This is a genomic window from Occallatibacter riparius (assembly GCF_025264625.1).
GTDB classification, from domain to species: Bacteria; Acidobacteriota; Terriglobia; order Terriglobales; family Acidobacteriaceae; genus Telmatobacter; species Telmatobacter riparius.
Genome location: NZ_CP093313.1, coordinates 5968516 through 5984057, shown reverse-complemented (window position 1 = coordinate 5984057; position 15542 = coordinate 5968516). Strand labels below are relative to the sequence as shown.

General features: G+C 57.8%; 10 protein-coding genes. 4 read left to right on the top strand and 6 right to left on the bottom strand.

Annotated features, from left to right (window positions below):
• Positions 1-25: 25 nt before the first annotated feature.
• Complete coding sequence (locus MOP44_RS24465; RefSeq protein WP_260793059.1) at positions 26-3457, bottom strand: TonB-dependent receptor; 3432 nt, start codon at positions 3455-3457, stop codon at positions 26-28.
• Between the two features lie 383 nt (positions 3458-3840).
• Here MOP44_RS24465 and MOP44_RS24460 point away from each other — a divergent pair, with 383 nt between their 5' ends.
• Genes MOP44_RS24460 through MOP44_RS24450 form a run of 3 tightly spaced genes read left to right on the top strand, consistent with a single transcriptional unit; the run spans position 3841 to position 8659 of the window.
• Entirely contained in the window at positions 3841-4563 is a 723-nt protein-coding gene (locus tag MOP44_RS24460) for a GntR family transcriptional regulator (RefSeq protein ID WP_260793058.1), read from the top strand.
• Between the two features lie 32 nt (positions 4564-4595).
• Entirely contained in the window at positions 4596-6797 is a 2202-nt protein-coding gene (locus MOP44_RS24455) for a glycosyl hydrolase family 18 protein (RefSeq protein WP_260793056.1), read from the top strand.
• Complete coding sequence (locus MOP44_RS24450) at positions 6794-8659, top strand: glycoside hydrolase family 9 protein (RefSeq protein WP_260793055.1); 1866 nt, start codon at positions 6794-6796, stop codon at positions 8657-8659. The genes MOP44_RS24455 and MOP44_RS24450 overlap by 4 nt, the downstream gene beginning before the upstream one ends.
• A 21-nt stretch (positions 8660-8680) precedes the next feature.
• Here MOP44_RS24450 and MOP44_RS24445 read toward each other — a convergent pair whose 3' ends face one another.
• Entirely contained in the window at positions 8681-9466 is a 786-nt protein-coding gene (locus MOP44_RS24445) for a ThuA domain-containing protein (RefSeq protein WP_260793053.1), read from the bottom strand.
• The gene (locus MOP44_RS24440) at positions 9463-10242 is read right to left on the bottom strand and encodes a ThuA domain-containing protein (RefSeq protein ID WP_260793051.1); all 780 of its coding nucleotides are present in this window, start codon (positions 10240-10242) and stop codon (positions 9463-9465) included. Before MOP44_RS24440 ends, MOP44_RS24445 begins: the two co-directional genes overlap by 4 nt.
• A gap of 214 nt (positions 10243-10456) precedes the next feature.
• On the opposite strand from MOP44_RS24440, the gene MOP44_RS24435 reads away from it, so the two are divergent.
• Positions 10457-11443, top strand: coding sequence for a YncE family protein (locus MOP44_RS24435; RefSeq protein WP_260793049.1), 987 nt, complete (start codon positions 10457-10459; stop codon positions 11441-11443).
• A 72-nt stretch (positions 11444-11515) separates the two neighbouring features.
• On the opposite strand, the gene MOP44_RS24430 is transcribed toward MOP44_RS24435, so the two are convergent.
• From MOP44_RS24430 to MOP44_RS24420, 3 genes are read right to left on the bottom strand one after another with little or no spacing between them, the layout of a single operon-like run.
• On the bottom strand, positions 11516-12574 hold the full coding sequence (locus MOP44_RS24430) for an NHL repeat-containing protein (protein ID WP_260793047.1): 1059 nt from the start codon (positions 12572-12574) through the stop codon (positions 11516-11518).
• Positions 12571-14001, bottom strand: coding sequence for a c-type cytochrome domain-containing protein (locus MOP44_RS24425; RefSeq protein WP_260793045.1), 1431 nt, complete (start codon positions 13999-14001; stop codon positions 12571-12573). Before MOP44_RS24425 ends, MOP44_RS24430 begins: the two co-directional genes overlap by 4 nt.
• Positions 13998-15542, bottom strand: a complete 1545-nt coding sequence (locus tag MOP44_RS24420; protein ID WP_260793044.1) for a DUF1501 domain-containing protein — start codon at positions 15540-15542, stop codon at positions 13998-14000. The genes MOP44_RS24425 and MOP44_RS24420 overlap by 4 nt, the downstream gene beginning before the upstream one ends.

Here is a 15542-nt window from a genome sequence, read left to right as displayed (position 1 = left end):
CTGCATCATTATACGTGCGCAATTTTCAGTAGTAGAGTTTTAGCGCCAACTGTATGTTCCTTGGGGGTTGAGCGCCGGTGATCTGTCCCATCGTGGGTCCAAGGCCCATGTTGGGTGCGTTGAATTGCGTATGGTTGAACGCGTTGATGAAGTCGGTTCGGAACTGCAATTTGAACCTCTCGGTGATTGGGAAGTTTTTGTGCACGCTCATATCCACGTCGGTGTACCGGGGCGAGCGCAATCCATCGAGCTGAGGTGAGCAGTTGCCGAAGGTTCCAGGCGCCGGCTGGGTGAATTGTCCAGAGTTGGTGAACCACTGAACCCCGACCCCGGGAATCGAAGTCTTGGTAATCGACGGCAGGCCATTGCAGTTCGCTCGCGCGCCGCGACCGAACGTACCGGAGTTATCCTGGGCTCCATAAACCGGTAAGGGCCAGCCAGTACGGAAAGAGACGATTGGGCTAACCGCCCATCCTCCGATTACCTGATCGACCGCTTTGTTGATGTTGCTCGCCACCATCTTTCCGCGCCCAAACGGCAGGTCGTAGACCGCATACGATGAAAGTACGTGGGTCGCGTCGTAGTAGCAGGGCGCCCATTCCGAACGTTGATCGTAGACATTCTGCCAATAGGCTGAAGCACTCAGCGCGTTGTTCCACGCGCCATAGTAGCCGGTGCTGTCAGACATGCACTTGGAGAAGGTGTACGAGACCTGGTATTGCAAACCGTGGCTGGCTTGTTGCTGCAGCACAGCTTGTAACGCGTTATACGTCATGTTGCCATTGGACTTCGTGCCGGAAACAGTCGCACCTTCGCCACCCTCAGCAGGATTGCCCAGGACGGCGTAGAGGGTCGGGTTCTTTGCGAAATAGGGGCTGGGCGCCGTGGTCCCATCCGATAACAGTACTCTCTGCGCGAAGTCGAAGGGCACCATCAGGTGCGTCCCCTTCTGCCCTACATATCCGACCTGGACCGTTGTATTGCCGGCAAACTGATGTTGGACTGTCGCGTTCCATTGATCTGCGATCGCCGGCTGCACATTGGGATCCCAAACCCGGAGGAACGACTGGGCATAGCAGGCATAAGCGGGGGCGGCGCAAGAAGCCGAGGATCCCGAGCCTACGATGCCATCCGATGAATTCGTTAGAGGCAGCGCAACGTTGTTATAGACGGCGTTGATCTCTGCCGGAGTGAATGGCGGATTGAGTGTCAAGCGAAGGTTCGTGCCGGTACCTTCGAGATAAGACGAAATGGTGAAGGCGCCGCGGAACACCGTGTGGCCGCCCAACGCAGTCGGGGTCCACGCGAAACCTATGCGAGGCTGGAAGTCTCTGCCTCCATAGAAGCCGTTGTAAAGGGCACGGCTGGCGCCGTTCTTACCGGCGAGGTCGATATTGCCGGTGGCGATGTTGTAGTTCGCCTGCTGATCGTTGCTCTCCGTCCAGGGAGTGTGAGCATCATAGCGCAGGCCGAGATTCAGGGTTAACTGGTCCGTGATGCGCCACGTGTCCTGCACATAAGCCCCAATTACGTTGCTGACTTGCTGCCAGGTCTTCCCGCTGCTTACACCGCGACCGTATTGGTAATCGAGGCCCAGAACAAAGTCGGCGCCACCGTCGCCGCCAGAAGATCCGACAGCGGGACTGGTGAATCTTCCGTCGAAGTCCATGAGACCGAGCTGACCATTGTTACCGGCATAAAAGGTCTTGATGTTCTGGTTCCACAATTGGCCACCGAACTTGAAGTTGTGCCGGCCGTGGCTCCAGCTCAAGCCATCCTCAAACTGCCAGACGTGGTCATCGAAGCTCTGGGTCTGCTCGGCGGCTCCCAGGTTGCTGACGGCTGTATGGGTGAAGTTGAGTGCAAGCAAGCCGTCGAGACTTGCTGGATTGCCGTTCCCAATTCCGAGCGTGTTGCCGAATTGGCCGACGCTGGATGCCCAACTATTGCCGCTATTCAGCGTGACATGGCTCCATCCGATGCGAGCGTCATTCACCAGATTGACACCAATCGTACGAGTCCAGTCGCCTACTGTGTTGTAAATCGGCGTCGTTGAATAGCCGTTGGACAAAAGCACCTGCGAATTGACGGACGGGTTGTTCTGATAGGCCCTGGTGAAACGATAAGAAATGTTGTCTTTTTGACTCGCCCTGAAGTCGATCTTGAGATCGCCTTGATCCACATTTTGGGCCGAATTAACCGTGTTCACAGCGTTGTTTTGCGTCTGGGTATTGACGGGAGCAGGATACAGGTTCGACTTGAACAAGTTGGCCGCTACCGGGCTGATCATGACAGCCGGAATGATGTTGTTCGGAAAGGGTTTGCGTACCGCAGCTGGAGTTGAAGAGGGAGTGCAGGGCGCGGTAAAAGATGCACACGGATTGTAGAGCTGGCCTGCCCCTTGGCAGACTCCGTTCACAAATCCACCCTGACAAAGCGCGCCAAAATCACCGCCTCGTTCAGCAGCGGTGAAAACCGTGTTTTGCGTCTGCGAGCTTGGGATATCAAACCGCTGACCCTGATAGTCGGCGAAGAAGAACAGCCTGTTCTTGATGATCGGCCCTCCGACCGTGCCGCCGAACATGTTCCAGCGCACTTTAGCCTTATCAAGCGCGGGGGTCACCAGCTTATCCGCCCAATTGTGTGCGTTAAGAACGTCGTTGCGGAAAAACTCCCAGATATCGCCATGGAAGGAATTCGTGCCCGACTTGATCGTCGCGTTGACGATCCCGCCCTCGAAATTGCCGAATTCCGCTGGGGCGTTACTTGTAATCAGGTTGAACTCCTGAATCGCGTCCGGCGCCGGCGTATAGCCCAGCAAATTGTCCGAAACCTGATTGTTGTCCATACCGTCGAGCATGAAGTTGTTTGCCTGCTCGCGATTGCCGTTGATGAGAGGGCGGCCACCATAACCACCCGTGTTGTTCCCGTTATTGAAACTGCTCGGATCGGTCGAAACTGCGCCCGGCGCAAGCAGAGTCAGTTGCACGTAATTGCGCGAGGCAAGTGGAAGGTTGTCGTTGGTCACGGAGTTCATGATGGTGTCGACCTGCGTCGTCTCTGTCGCAAGCACAGGAGCGGCTGCGCTCACTTCCACCGTCTCACTTGTCTGACCGACTTTCATTGCCACATCGATACGGGCTACCTGGTTCAACGTCAGCACGAACGCGGGGTAGGAGGCCGAAGAGAATCCGCTTTTTTCGACCTTAAGGGTATAGGACCCAACCGGCAGTTGAGAAATTCGATAGAGGCCGGTGTCGTTCGTCAGGACGTTGTACGTTTGTCCGCGCTCCTGAGAGGTTGCCGTCACCTGCGCCCCAGGCACTGCCGCGCCCCTCGGGTCCGTTACCGTGCCGGTGATGGAAGCTGTTACCTCCTGGCTCCAGCCGTAAGGACAGATTCCGGCTAGAGCCGCAAATAGAAGGAGTGAACGCGAGACCGCAGAAAAACTCCTCATGACATTGCCTCCTGAATTTCAACAAAAGTTCATAGGCGATGCTATATAGCGGAATGAGTCTTAGAGTCAAGTAAAAACTGTCGCGCTGGATCGCAAAACCGACTAAAGCGATTAAGTATCCTCACGACTCGGCTAGACGGCGCCGAAGGTTCGCTTTTCCGCTGTTTTGTTACTCTAAAATGGACATAAGTGGTCTGTTTTGTGTGGAGTGGCGCGTGCTCAAGGCGCGCTTCCTTTTTAGATGGCCCAGGACCTGAGCGATGCTCAAGTGATCCGATTAGCGCGTGTCTCTCCAAAGGAAAGCTGAGGATGCCTGTTTACGATTAGTGTTGGAGAACTAGAGCACTTTGTAGTAATGTGCACGTGCGCAGGAGCGTTTCGCAATGGCACAAGTCCGAAAGAACGGGCTGCCCGCCTATAAGCAGATCCAGAGCACGATCATGAGACGTGTGGAGAAGGGCTCCCTGAAGCCGGGGGACCTCGTGGATTCGGAGCGGGAGTTGGCGCGAATTCACGGAGTGAGCCTGATGACTGCGCGGCATGCGCTGATTGCGTTGGAGCGCGAGGGCATGGTCGTTCGGCGCCGCGGCTCCGGGACTTTTGTTGCTCCGCCAAAGATTCATTTCAACAAGTTGATGAGTTACACGGAGCAAATGTCGGGCCGCGGCCTGGCTGTCTCTTCAAAGGTTCTTTCGCTCAGCATCACTCATACGGAACAGGAAATCGCTGCCCGACTCGCGTTGCCTGCCACAAGTCCGCTCGTCAAGCTCGAACGCCTGAGGCTCAGTGGCGACGAGCCATGTGCCATCGAGACCTGCTACTTCTCTGCCGATGAGTTTGCGGGCATTACCAAAGCGCGCCTCGACCGGCTCTCGCTGTTCTCCATCCTGGAGCGCGACTATGGGATTCAGATTGCGCATGCAGATGAGGAAATAGATGCGACTACAGCAGATGCGCACACAGCTCGGCTTCTGGACATCTCCTCAGGTGCCGCAGTTCTGCGGATTCGTCAAAAGATTTACTCCACATCGGGCAAGCCGGGATTGTACGTGCTCGGCCTATATCGATCGGATCGCCACTCTCTATTCATCCGCAGGTTTCGGTAGACGGGCTGGCCACAAATGAAAGGATGAATGGGGTGAAGACTGCTCGCCTTCTGATTTTTCTCCTGGTGCTCGCGAGTGAGTTGGCGTTCGGACAGGGCACGGTGCCGACCTTCCGATACAGCACACCCAACGGTGTCGTCACAATGCCGGGTCGCGATCCCAGCCAGGGCGCAACAACCGTAATCCCCACCGTGCTGGTGCCGGTGCGGCTCCATTTTCTTGCTCCCTCCGCGGAAAACGCTCCGGCGACCCTGGATCCTGCGGTCGATGTCCCGCGGTTGCTGCACTCGCCGGTGTTCTCGAAGGCCACGTTGCGAGCTGGGGAAACTACACAGTATCTGGATGCCATGCTGCGCACCACAATGAGTGCAGCATCCGGATATCACACGTTGCTGGGGACTCCGCAGGTACATGCGATCACGGTGGAGATACCGCCCGGATACGGCTATATGCTCTCGTCGAAACGGACTGGAACACGCCTTGGCATGGCCGACGTAGAGTACGTCCAGCGGGAGATCTTTCGTCAGATTCCGCGGCAGGAAGGAAAGCTGGTCATCGCGGTAACGCACAACACCGGCTATTACACCTACGGCGATGCCACGGTGTGCTGCACCTGGGGAATGCATGGCGTAGACCCGGGGACAGGAAACTCTTTTGTTCTGGCTTCGTACCTGGGAGCCACACCTCCGCTCGTCGAAGAACGCGACATCCAGCCTCTGACTGGTCAACTTGCGGAATGGGTCAACGACCCGCTCCACGATCCGTTCTTCCATCTGGACTTTCACACGCCCTTACCCACAGGGGAAAACGTGGTGCCGCGGTGGCAGTGGCCCTCCGCCGAGGCAAAAGAGCACCGCGGCTGCGGTGGAGACAGTCCCGCCACGCGCTACACCCTCCAGGACCCGCTCGATACGAATGAGCGCAGTCAGTTGCCGACCGGGCCAGCATTAGTGGTGCACACCGGAGCTACCTCGTGGCATGTAGCCAATGTCGCGATGATGGGTTGGTACACCGGTGGAGCGAAGCCATACAGTTTCCCAGACGACCGCTTGCTGCAGACGCCGGCGGCTACATGCCCCGCCATCGCTCCCGCGACGAGAAGTGCGAACGATCCCGCTCCTCCCTCCTCTGTCCCTGCGGTTCCCCGAACAGGTGCAAACAACGGACACGAACTCATCGGGTACTGGACTGGAGATGGTCCAGGTGGAACGCTTCTGCGCCTGCGCGATATTTCGCCGCAATGGGACGTGATCATCGTGGCCTTTGCGAACGTGGATCACCATGCGCCTGAAGGAACCATGCAGATGCATGTGCGCCCTCCGCGGCCGGGCCAGCAGCCGATGGATATGGCGCAGTTCAAAGAAGACATCGCATGGTTGAAGAGCCAGGGCAAGAAGGTCCTGATTTCCCTTGGCGGCGGTGGCGAGTATTTCACCCTGGCGCAGTCAGCGAGTATTCCGAACTTCGTGAACTCAGTAAGCCAGATCGTGACCGAGTACGGCTTCGACGGCATCGATATTGATTTTGAAACTCCATCGCTCAACCTGGATCCCGGAGATACGGACTTCCAGCATCCGAAGACCGCGTCAATTGTGAATCTGATCTCCGCGCTGCGTGAGTTGCGCGAGCATCTCGGCCCCGGCTTCATGCTGAGCCTGGTGCCTGAAGGGACACAGATGCCGGCGGGCTATGCGGGTTACGGTGGGCAGTTCGGCACGTATCTGCCGCTGCTGTGGGGCGTGCGCGACATACTGTCCTTCGTGGACGTCCAGGACTACAACACGCCGCCGCTCGAGGGTCTCGATGGAGAGGTCTATCAGCTCGGATCAGTGAACTACGACGCAGCAATGACGGAGCTGGTCCTGCACGGTTTTCCGGTGGGCGGCCCCAACGGCAGCCTCTTCCCACCGGTGCCCGCCGACAAAGTAGCAGCGGGATTCCTGGTCGGTACTGCAACGCCAGAACTCGTGAGCCGCGCGATGCAGTACCTGATCACCGGTCAGGCTCCAGAGCGCACTGCGTACAAGCTGCGGAAGCCGACGGGATATCCGGCAATGATTGGCGCCATGTTCTGGACCATCGACGGAGATCGGAATGAGAACTATTCGTTCTCAAATCGAATCGGGCCGCAGTTACACCAGTACACCGCCACGAGGCAGGCGAAGGCGCCCGCCACTGGCGCAAAGACCCCTGTTGTTTCAGAGGGGAAGAACAGCCACAAGGGGTCGGAATGATCGTTCTTTGGAAGATCTCCTCGCGTGCTTTTTGGTCTTCGTTTGGCGCCGCAATCTTTGCAACGAGTGTTCTATCAGCCCATGCCGCTGCCTCCGTCCGCGTTCTCGTAGACCAGGTTGGATACGAGCCGCAGGCAACGAAGGTGGCCCTGGTGGAGGGCGCCAAGGGCGATCCTGCTCCGGGAAACTTTGCCCTGATCAACGTCGACTCCGGCAAGACGGTACTCGAAGGGCCGTTACACTCCGCGGGTGAGGTCTACGACTGGCGCGGCATGGTGTTCTGGAATGCTGATTTCAGCGCCTGGCACGAACCGGGACACTACAAAGTGCGCATTGCATCCCAGAATGGCCAGGTCGAATCATGCCCGTTCACGATCGACACGGAAGTGTTGGAAAGACAGACTCTCTCGAATGTCCTCTACTACTTCAAGGGCCAGCGAGCGAGCGGCGACTTTGACCAGGCCGACCGGCACCTCGCGATCCCGGATGAACCCGGCAAGTTTGTGGATGCTCACGGAGGCTGGTACGACGCCACCGGAGATTACGGTATCCACCTCTCGCACCAGAATCTGACTTCTTATTTCAATCCGCAGCAGGTGCCGCTTGTGGCATGGAGTCTGCTCGCTAGCTATCGCGCACTCGAAGCACGCGGCGACGACAATTTCACGGAGTATCGGCGCCGCATGCTTGACGAAGGCCTTTATGGCGCCGATTACCTCGTGCGCATCAAGCGACGTGATGGATCGTTCTTTGAGTCGCTCTCGGCTCCGGGAAAAGAGAAGCTTGCGAAGGACCGAGAAATCGGGAATCCGAATTGGCGCACGCAGATCAAAACCAGCACCACTGATTCCACGGAACAACATGTAGACGCGGTCGCGCCGCACACCTACGAGGCGAGCTTTCGCGCCGGGGGCGGCATAGCCATCGCGGCTCTGGCGCTGGCTTCCACCATGCCCGAGGACGGCGATTACCCGCGCGCACAATACCTGCAAGCCGCGAAGGATGCATTCAGCTTTCTCAGCCAGCACAATCGCGAGTTGCTCAATGATGGAGTAGAGAACATCCTGGACGACTACTGCGTCCTGATGGCGGCAACGGAGCTTTATCGCGCCACTCATGCCGAGGAGTATCGGTCCGCGGCCACTACTCGCGCCGCGAGCTTAATCGCACGACTCACCACGATGGAAGAGTGGCATGATTACTGGCGCGCCGATGGAAGAACGCGACCGTTCTTCCATCCGTCCGATGCGGGCTTACCTGTGATCAGCCTCCTGAATTACTACAAGATGGCTTCGCCAGAAGAGCAGAAGAACATCCGCAACGCAGTCGAACGCTCACTGCAATTCGAACTGACGGTCACCGGTGAGGTTAACAATCCGTTCGGCTATGCGCGTCAGCTTGTGCGTATGGGCGACGGCACGGCCCGGACCGCGTTCTTCTTCCCTCATGACACGGAGGCCGCTCCCTGGTGGCAAGGGGAGGACGCACGGCTTAGCTCACTGGCCGCAGCGGCGAGAATGGCGATGCCCTTGTTCTCCGATAAGCCGGCGTTTCAAGCGGAGCTCAGCAATTATGCGTGGAATCAATTGCACTGGATTCTCGGGCGGAACCCATTTGATGTGAGTCTTCTGATTGGGAGCGGCCACGGCGACGCGGCATACATGTTCTTCCGGTCGTACAAGTACACCAATGCTCCCGGCGTGATCGTCAACGGGATCACGGCCTCCTCGGACAGAGAAGACGGAATCGCCTTCAACCAGGGCTTCGCCGTGACAGGCAAAGACGAAGACTGGCGATGGACAGAAGGCTGGCTTCCGCACTCCGCCTGGTACCTCTACGCGGTCAGCCTTCCCTCGCATTGAGCGCTTTATGCGCGCTCATCCTCAGCGCTTGTCGGTGATGAGGGATTCAAGCGCGTCTTCAAAGAGACGGTTCTGCTCGGCGCTGTTGAAGATCTTGTCTCCATGGCCCATGTTCATGTAGATCATTCGATACCGTGTGTTTGACCAAACCACCGGCACATCTCCACCTTCGATGGTGTCCTTCAGGCCGATGGGATAGTTCGAGCGCGCGAGAGTGACAAGCACTTTAACTGCAGGATTCGCACGCGGGCTGGGCTGCCAGATATACCACTCGTTGGCGGGCGCCATGAAATGTGGACGGATACGTCGAGTGACTGAACTTGACGGGTTATCCACGTCAAGCAATGCCGGCAGAGGCGGCCAGTTGTTTCCGTAGAAGACGGCGCCCCCGAGAAAGCTTACAAACCACGGCCAGCCGGTGCTCTCGTCGTTATACGCCGCGGCATGGAAACCCATCCAGCCACCGCCGTGCTCCATGTAGCTCTCGAAAGCCGCTCGTTGCGACGGCGTATGCGGAGAGTCATTGAGCCACAGAATCAGTTGCACTCCCTGGAGCTTTTCGGCGTTCAGATCGTTCCAGTCTGTGGTAGATGAAAATTCGAACCCGTGTGCCTTGGCGGTTGCGGCGAAGAACTTCACCGCCTGTTCGGCGAAGATCACGTGATCCCGTTCGACGTTGGCCGAGTAAAACGCCAGCACACGTTTTGTGCTCTGCTGCGCGCGCACTGGCGCAGACACACTGAGCGCAACAAGGAGCATCGCGATCCATCTGCATTTGCTCTTGATGATCCGAATCTCACTTTTCATCGATGCGCCGCCCAAAGAATCGCATTGTGAAAAATGGTCGTGAAGCTCGGGTTCTGGAACAGCTCAGCATGGTGTCCCATGAAGATATACACGTTGCGGGCTTTCATGTGCTCATTGCTCCAGATCACGGGATGATCGCCCATCCTCGTAGCGGAGTCGGGACTGTAGGTGTGCTCGTCGACGCTCGCGAGCACGCGAACGTTGGGCCGCGGCGACTTGTCCCAGGTGTACCACTCCTCATCATTCACAAGGAATTGTGTGGGTACTCCCTTCATCACCGGATGCGTTGGCTCTTCAACCTTGACCGTGGCGCTGGCGAAACCTGGAATGTAGTTGGTGAAGCGGATGCCTCCCATGAAGGACGAAAACCAGGGCCACATCGAGTACCCGTCAAACTCGCCCAGCAATGTCGCGTGATGAAATCCAATCCAACCGCCGCGGCCTAGTTCGATATATCTTCGGAACGCCTCTACGGCTGCGGGTTTCCACGCGTAAGGGGGATAGTTCAGCTGAATGAACAATTGATATCGCGAGAGGAAGGCATCGTCAATCAGATCGGTGTTCTCAATGTAATCGACGGTGAAACCGTCAATCTTGGATTCCTGAGCGAGCCAGATTTTGGCGGCGTCCACAAAGGGCTTGTGAATACCGCCCGCTTCAGCGATCGCAACAACATGAAATTTGGCGGAAGCAGACTGCCCCAGGCCGACAGTCGATATAAGGAGAATTGCAGCTAGAAGAAATGCGTACGATCGGCACAACCTTGCCTTAAACAACGAGTTCCTCCTTTCGGTGTTTCCCCGGCTTGGCTTGTCATTTGGCAAAGCAATGACAGATACTGCGTGAGTCACCATGAAGTATCTCACCTGTCTGCTGAGAAAAGCCTTGAGACCAATGCCCGGTTCAGAGTCAAGAGCACCTGTTTGCCTGTGTGCCATCCTGTTCGGCGCGTTCGCGGGTTTCTCCCTCAGGGCAGAATCTCAGCAACTGGTGGAAGCGCCGCATAGCGGCTTGATCAATAACGCGGGCGCGGCTTTCAATCCCGCGACTGGAAAGAGCTACGTCGTCGATAGTGACGGCAGTAGCGTCGAGATCAGCAACGATCGCACCGGAACGACGCAATCGGTGAAGGTCGGCGCTCATCCTGTCTCCGTTGCGGTCGATTCACGGAATGGCCGCGCGTACATCGTGAATGCCGGCGATGGAACGGTGAGCGTTCTGGATGGGGAGACCAACAAAGTAGTAGCGACCGAGCAAGTTGGCGATCATCCCTATTCCATTGCGTCCGATTCGACTGCCGGCAGGATCTACGTAACGCGCACCTACAGCAATCAACTCATGGTCATCGATGCTGCCACTAACCAGGTGAGCAGCATCGAGGCGGGCTCGCCCGATCTGCTGGTAGTTGATCAGAAGTCGCACACGGTCTACCTTCTCAGTTACGAGATGGGCGATCTTCTAATTCTGAACGGCGTCACTCGTGAAATCACCCGGACTTCGGTCGGAATGCATGCTTGGGGCATGACAATCAATCAGAAGACCGGCACCGTGTACATCGCCAAGATCGGAGAAGGCCGGCTTGCCGCGATCGAGGCGGGATCAACTCAACCCATCTATATCGAAACCGGCGGCATCCCTTGCGCCCTGGCTGTCAACGAGCGCACCAACACGATTTACGTTGCGGACTATTCGGGAAACTCCATTCGCGTGATATCGGGCGACAAGAAGAAGCTTATCGCCACAATTCCCGTGGGCTCGCGACCTGAAGCTGTGACTGTCGATGCTGATCACGATCGCGTCTACATTGCAAATACCAGCGGCGCGAGAATCAGTGTGATCGACGGAGTTGCAAACCGGATGTTGAGAACCGAACCTGCGGGTGCGGCTCCCTATGTAATTACCGTGAATCCGGCTTTCCGGAAGGTGCATGCAGCGGCACTGGGGGCGAAGGGGTCTGTGAATCTCCAGGATTACTGAGGCAAGCAGAACAAGCGCTGCACATGGCAGCGCTCACTCTCTATAGCCCGTGATGGCATAGCCTCTAATGTATTAAGCAGCACGTCTCTTGCACTTTGTGACGCGGCCAGTGTGATTCCAGTCAGATATGTAGATATTGGCATTGTGGTCGATGAAGCAGCCGTGTGCTGCGCTGAACGTGGCGCGAGCGATCGTCTTCGGGGCGAGGTCGTAGTTGGCCCACTGCGTCTTGTCGGGATTGTCGCCGAGAAATGCCACCGGCACGTTATCGCGATCGAGCACAGTTACGCGGCCTTCCAACTCGGACACGATGGCATAGTCGCCATGCAAACTGACCTGGCAAGGCCGTCGAAGATGTTGTGTGATCGTGTCGACGTACTTTCCTTCCAGATCGAAGTGGCAAAGACGACGATTCTCACGGTCGCAAACCAGCAGTAGCGGCTGGTCGTAACGAGTATCGAGCGTCAGTCCATGGCTGCAGTTCAGCAGGCCCGGATCGGATCCTTTCCCCGAATAGCTTCGCAGGAAATTTCCTTTGCGATCGAAACGAAAGATCCGCGAGTCGCCATAGCCATTGGCGATGAAGATGGAGCCATCAGGCGCGGGAACGGCAGCGGTGAGCCGCCACTCATTGGGCGCCTTGAATCCTGCTTCGCGCGGCGCCGTAATCTTGAGGACAGGCGTGCCATCCAGCTTCATTTTGACGAACAGCCAGTTCTCTTCGGGCGTGCCTTTCTGCACTGTGGTGTAGAAGAACTCTGTTCCGTTTTCTTCGGCGTGCACCATTGAGTGCACTTCAGGATAGGCGCCTGCGATCGTCTTTAGCAGCCGCCCCTCGGGGCTGTAGACAAGGATGCCTGTCGCGCTTTGCGTGCTGACGTAAATGTTGCCGGCATTATCGTGCGCAATGGCGCCATGCGTGCCGCCGAACGATATGCCGGCAGGCAGCGCACCCCAGTCCGAAACTACTTCGTAAGTCCATTCACCATTACCGGTAACGAGAAGCTGCGGTGGTGCGTGCATGTCCGATGCCTTTGCTTGCGAGTTCGCTGGACTCGCTGTGGCGATTGTGGTGGCTCCGATTGCGGCGAGAAATGCGCGCCGGGAGGTTTGATTTCGATCTTGCTTCATTGCAGGTCCTTCGCCGAGGATTCATCACTCTGCGCGGCCGTATTGAACAGGTAGACGTGGCGCAGGTGCGGCATGGCTTTCAGAGCGGTGACGGATTGTGCGTTCACTTTCGTCCCGCTCAGATTGATGTACGTGAGCTGGGTCAGCGCGTTGAGTTTTGCGAGTCCGATACCAGTGATAGATGTGCCCTCAAGATGCAACGCCCGCAGGTGCGTGAATTTCTGGAGCGTGTCGAAGCCGCCGTCGGTGATTGCAGTACGAGCTAGCTCCGCCTCCACAATGTAGGGCGCGAACTTCTGAAAGGCTGCGAGCTGCGCATCTCCGAAAGACGACGCGACATCCGCAGTGCGAAGTATCAAGCCGTCTGATGGGTTTGCCGACACCGGAACCAGCTTTGCTCCCACGCCGTTCTGCATGGCGCGGATTTCCGGAAGAAGTTGGCTGTAGTCGCCAACCGGCTGCGGCGGAGGCTCCGGGTGATCTTCAATGACGCGAACGCCCGGAACGCTTATTGCCGTCGGCGTTGCGCCGGCACGAATCCACGCCCGAATCCAGTTGATTTCATCAGACGTGAGCGGCGTGCGGCCCTCAGCGGGCATGAAATGCTTGTCGCCGCTGGGAAGCGTTACTCGGGCAAGAAGCATGCTATTTTCAGGCTTGCCAGGCATGACCACGGCTCCATCCTGGCCACCGCGCATGAGGTGGTCGTAGGTGTCCAGACGCAGATTGCCCTTGACCATGCTCGCTCCATGACAGGAGACGCATTTTGCGTCGAGCACCGGATGAATGTGGCGCGCGTAGAAGGAATCCGGGCTCACGCTCTCGGCGCTGTCGGCACCGAAGATGGGACGAAGACCGGAGGGCATATAGTGCGTCAGGTAGCCGCTGCCGTGCGTGATCGAGCCGCCCTGGTGCGAGGTCCAGGTCAGCGTAAGCAGAGTTACGGTGAGCAAAGTGGGATAAGCGAGCCTCTGGCGGCCAGCGGCCCATGCAGGCCGCACAAACACGCAGAGTATCAGCCCTATGCAAAGCACATTGGCGCCCCACATGTGCCGGGTGACGGTTGTGCCCGTATCCCCCGCGCCATAAGCCAGCATGTAGCCGAGCGCCAGCGTTGGCATCGCAAGGGCAAGTGCCGCGCGAAGAACCAAGTCCGCAGCCTCGCGGAGCGCGGGTCGCTTTGCACCTGCAATCTCCAGCACGGGAAGCAAAACGATCAGCCCGATGGGTAGGTGCAGCAACACCGGATGAAAGCGGCCGAAGAACTGCAACCACTCTGCATGCGCGTGCCCGTCCAGTCGAAAGACAAACGGCAGAGCTATCAGCAGAATGGCAGCGCCCACTGGATACAGCCATGCGGACGTCGAAATGCGAACTCGTTGAATGAATCCTCGGGCGGCGTCCGTCACTCGTTCAGCAACGATCACGCAAGGAGTCCTTTGACCACGTACGCGGGGGCGGGGCCAGTAAGTCTCTGATCAAGGCCTTGAAAATCGTATGTGAGCCGGTTGTGATCAATGCCAAGGCACGCCAGGATCGTCGCGTTGAAGTTGCGTACGTGCACCGGATCCTTCACGACGTTGTAGCTGTAGTCGTCCGTTTCGCCGTACGTGATGCCCGGCTTCACGCCCCCGCCCACCATCCAGGTGGTGAAGCATCGCGGGTGATGATCGCGGCCGTAGTTGTCGGCGCTGAGCCCGCCCTGGCTATAGACCGTGCGTCCGAATTCACCGGCCCAGATGACGAGCGTATCGTCGAGCAGGCCCCTCCGCTTGAGATCCGTGACGAGCGCGTAGCAGGGGCGGTCGGTCTCCTGGCAAAGGATAGGCAGAGTGCCCACAAGGTCGCCGTGAACATCCCACCCACGCTTGTACACCTGTACGAAGCGCACATTGCGCTCGGCCATGCGGCGCGCCAGCAGACAGTTGTATGCGAAGGTCCCGGGCACCCTTGCTTCGGGCCCGTACAGATCCCAAGTTGATTGCGGCTCCTTGCTCAAATCCGTAAGCTCAGGTACCGACGACTGCATACGAAATGCCATCTCGTACTGGGCGATGCGGGCGTTCGTCTCAGGATCGCCAACATCGGCGAGTGTCTGTCGATTGATCTGCTCCACCGCGTCCAGCATCTTGCGGCGCACCTCGCGATCCACCCCGTCCGGATCTGCGAGATAGAGAACAGGATCGCCGCCAGAGCGAAGCCCCACGCCCGCATATTCACTGGACAGGAACCCGCTGCTCCACAGGCGCGACGAGACCGGCTGATTGTTCTCTTTCGGATTTGTCTTGGTCTGCAGCACGACGAACGTCGGCAGGTTGTCATTCATGCTGCCCAGTCCGTAAGCGAGCCACGAGCCCAGGCACGGTTTGCCGGGATTCATGTTCCCTGTGTTGATGAACATGATCGCGGGTTCGTGATTGATCGCATCTGTGTTCACTGACTTAACGATCGTGAGATCGTCGATCATTCGCGCTGTGTAGGGCAGGAGGTCGCTAACCCACGTGCCGGTCTGGCCGTATTGTTTGAATCCCCAATGCGACGGCGCGATAGGGAAGCGCGATTGCCCGGCGGTCATGCCGGTGAGTTGCTGGTTCCCGCGCACTGAATTGGGAATGTCTTTGTTGAATTGCGACGCTAGATTTGGCTTGTAGTCGAGCAGATCCATCTGCGGCGGACCGCCCGACATGAATAGATAAATTGCGCGCTTAGCCTTCGGTGCGAAGTGCGGCAGGCCCAGGTTGTTGCGCGTCGCAAGTGCCGGATTCTTCGCGTCAGCGCCGTGACCGCGCAGAGCAGCTTCGCCAAAAAGGCTGGCGAGCGCAGCCCACCCCAAGACTTTGCCGGAGCGGCCGAGAAATCTCCTCCGCGTCTCCACAGCAGACCATTCGCGCTTGAGGCCGGCGGGAATTGGAAGCTGCGTAATGTCGAGTTCAGGTTCGCAATCGCTACACAGCGGATGCTGTTTCAT

Coding starts and splice junctions, on each gene's coding strand:
- MOP44_RS24465 (WP_260793059.1), bottom strand. CDS start 3,457: ATGAGGAGTTTTTCTGCGGTCTCGCGTTCACTCCTTCTATTTGCGGCT.
- MOP44_RS24460 (WP_260793058.1), top strand. CDS start 3,841: ATGGCACAAGTCCGAAAGAACGGGCTGCCCGCCTATAAGCAGATCCAG.
- MOP44_RS24450 (WP_260793055.1), top strand. CDS start 6,794: ATGATCGTTCTTTGGAAGATCTCCTCGCGTGCTTTTTGGTCTTCGTTT.
- MOP44_RS24445 (WP_260793053.1), bottom strand. CDS start 9,466: ATGAAAAGTGAGATTCGGATCATCAAGAGCAAATGCAGATGGATCGCG.
- MOP44_RS24430 (WP_260793047.1), bottom strand. CDS start 12,574: ATGAAGCAAGATCGAAATCAAACCTCCCGGCGCGCATTTCTCGCCGCA.
- MOP44_RS24420 (WP_260793044.1), bottom strand. CDS start 15,542: ATGAAACAGCATCCGCTGTGTAGCGATTGCGAACCTGAACTCGACATT.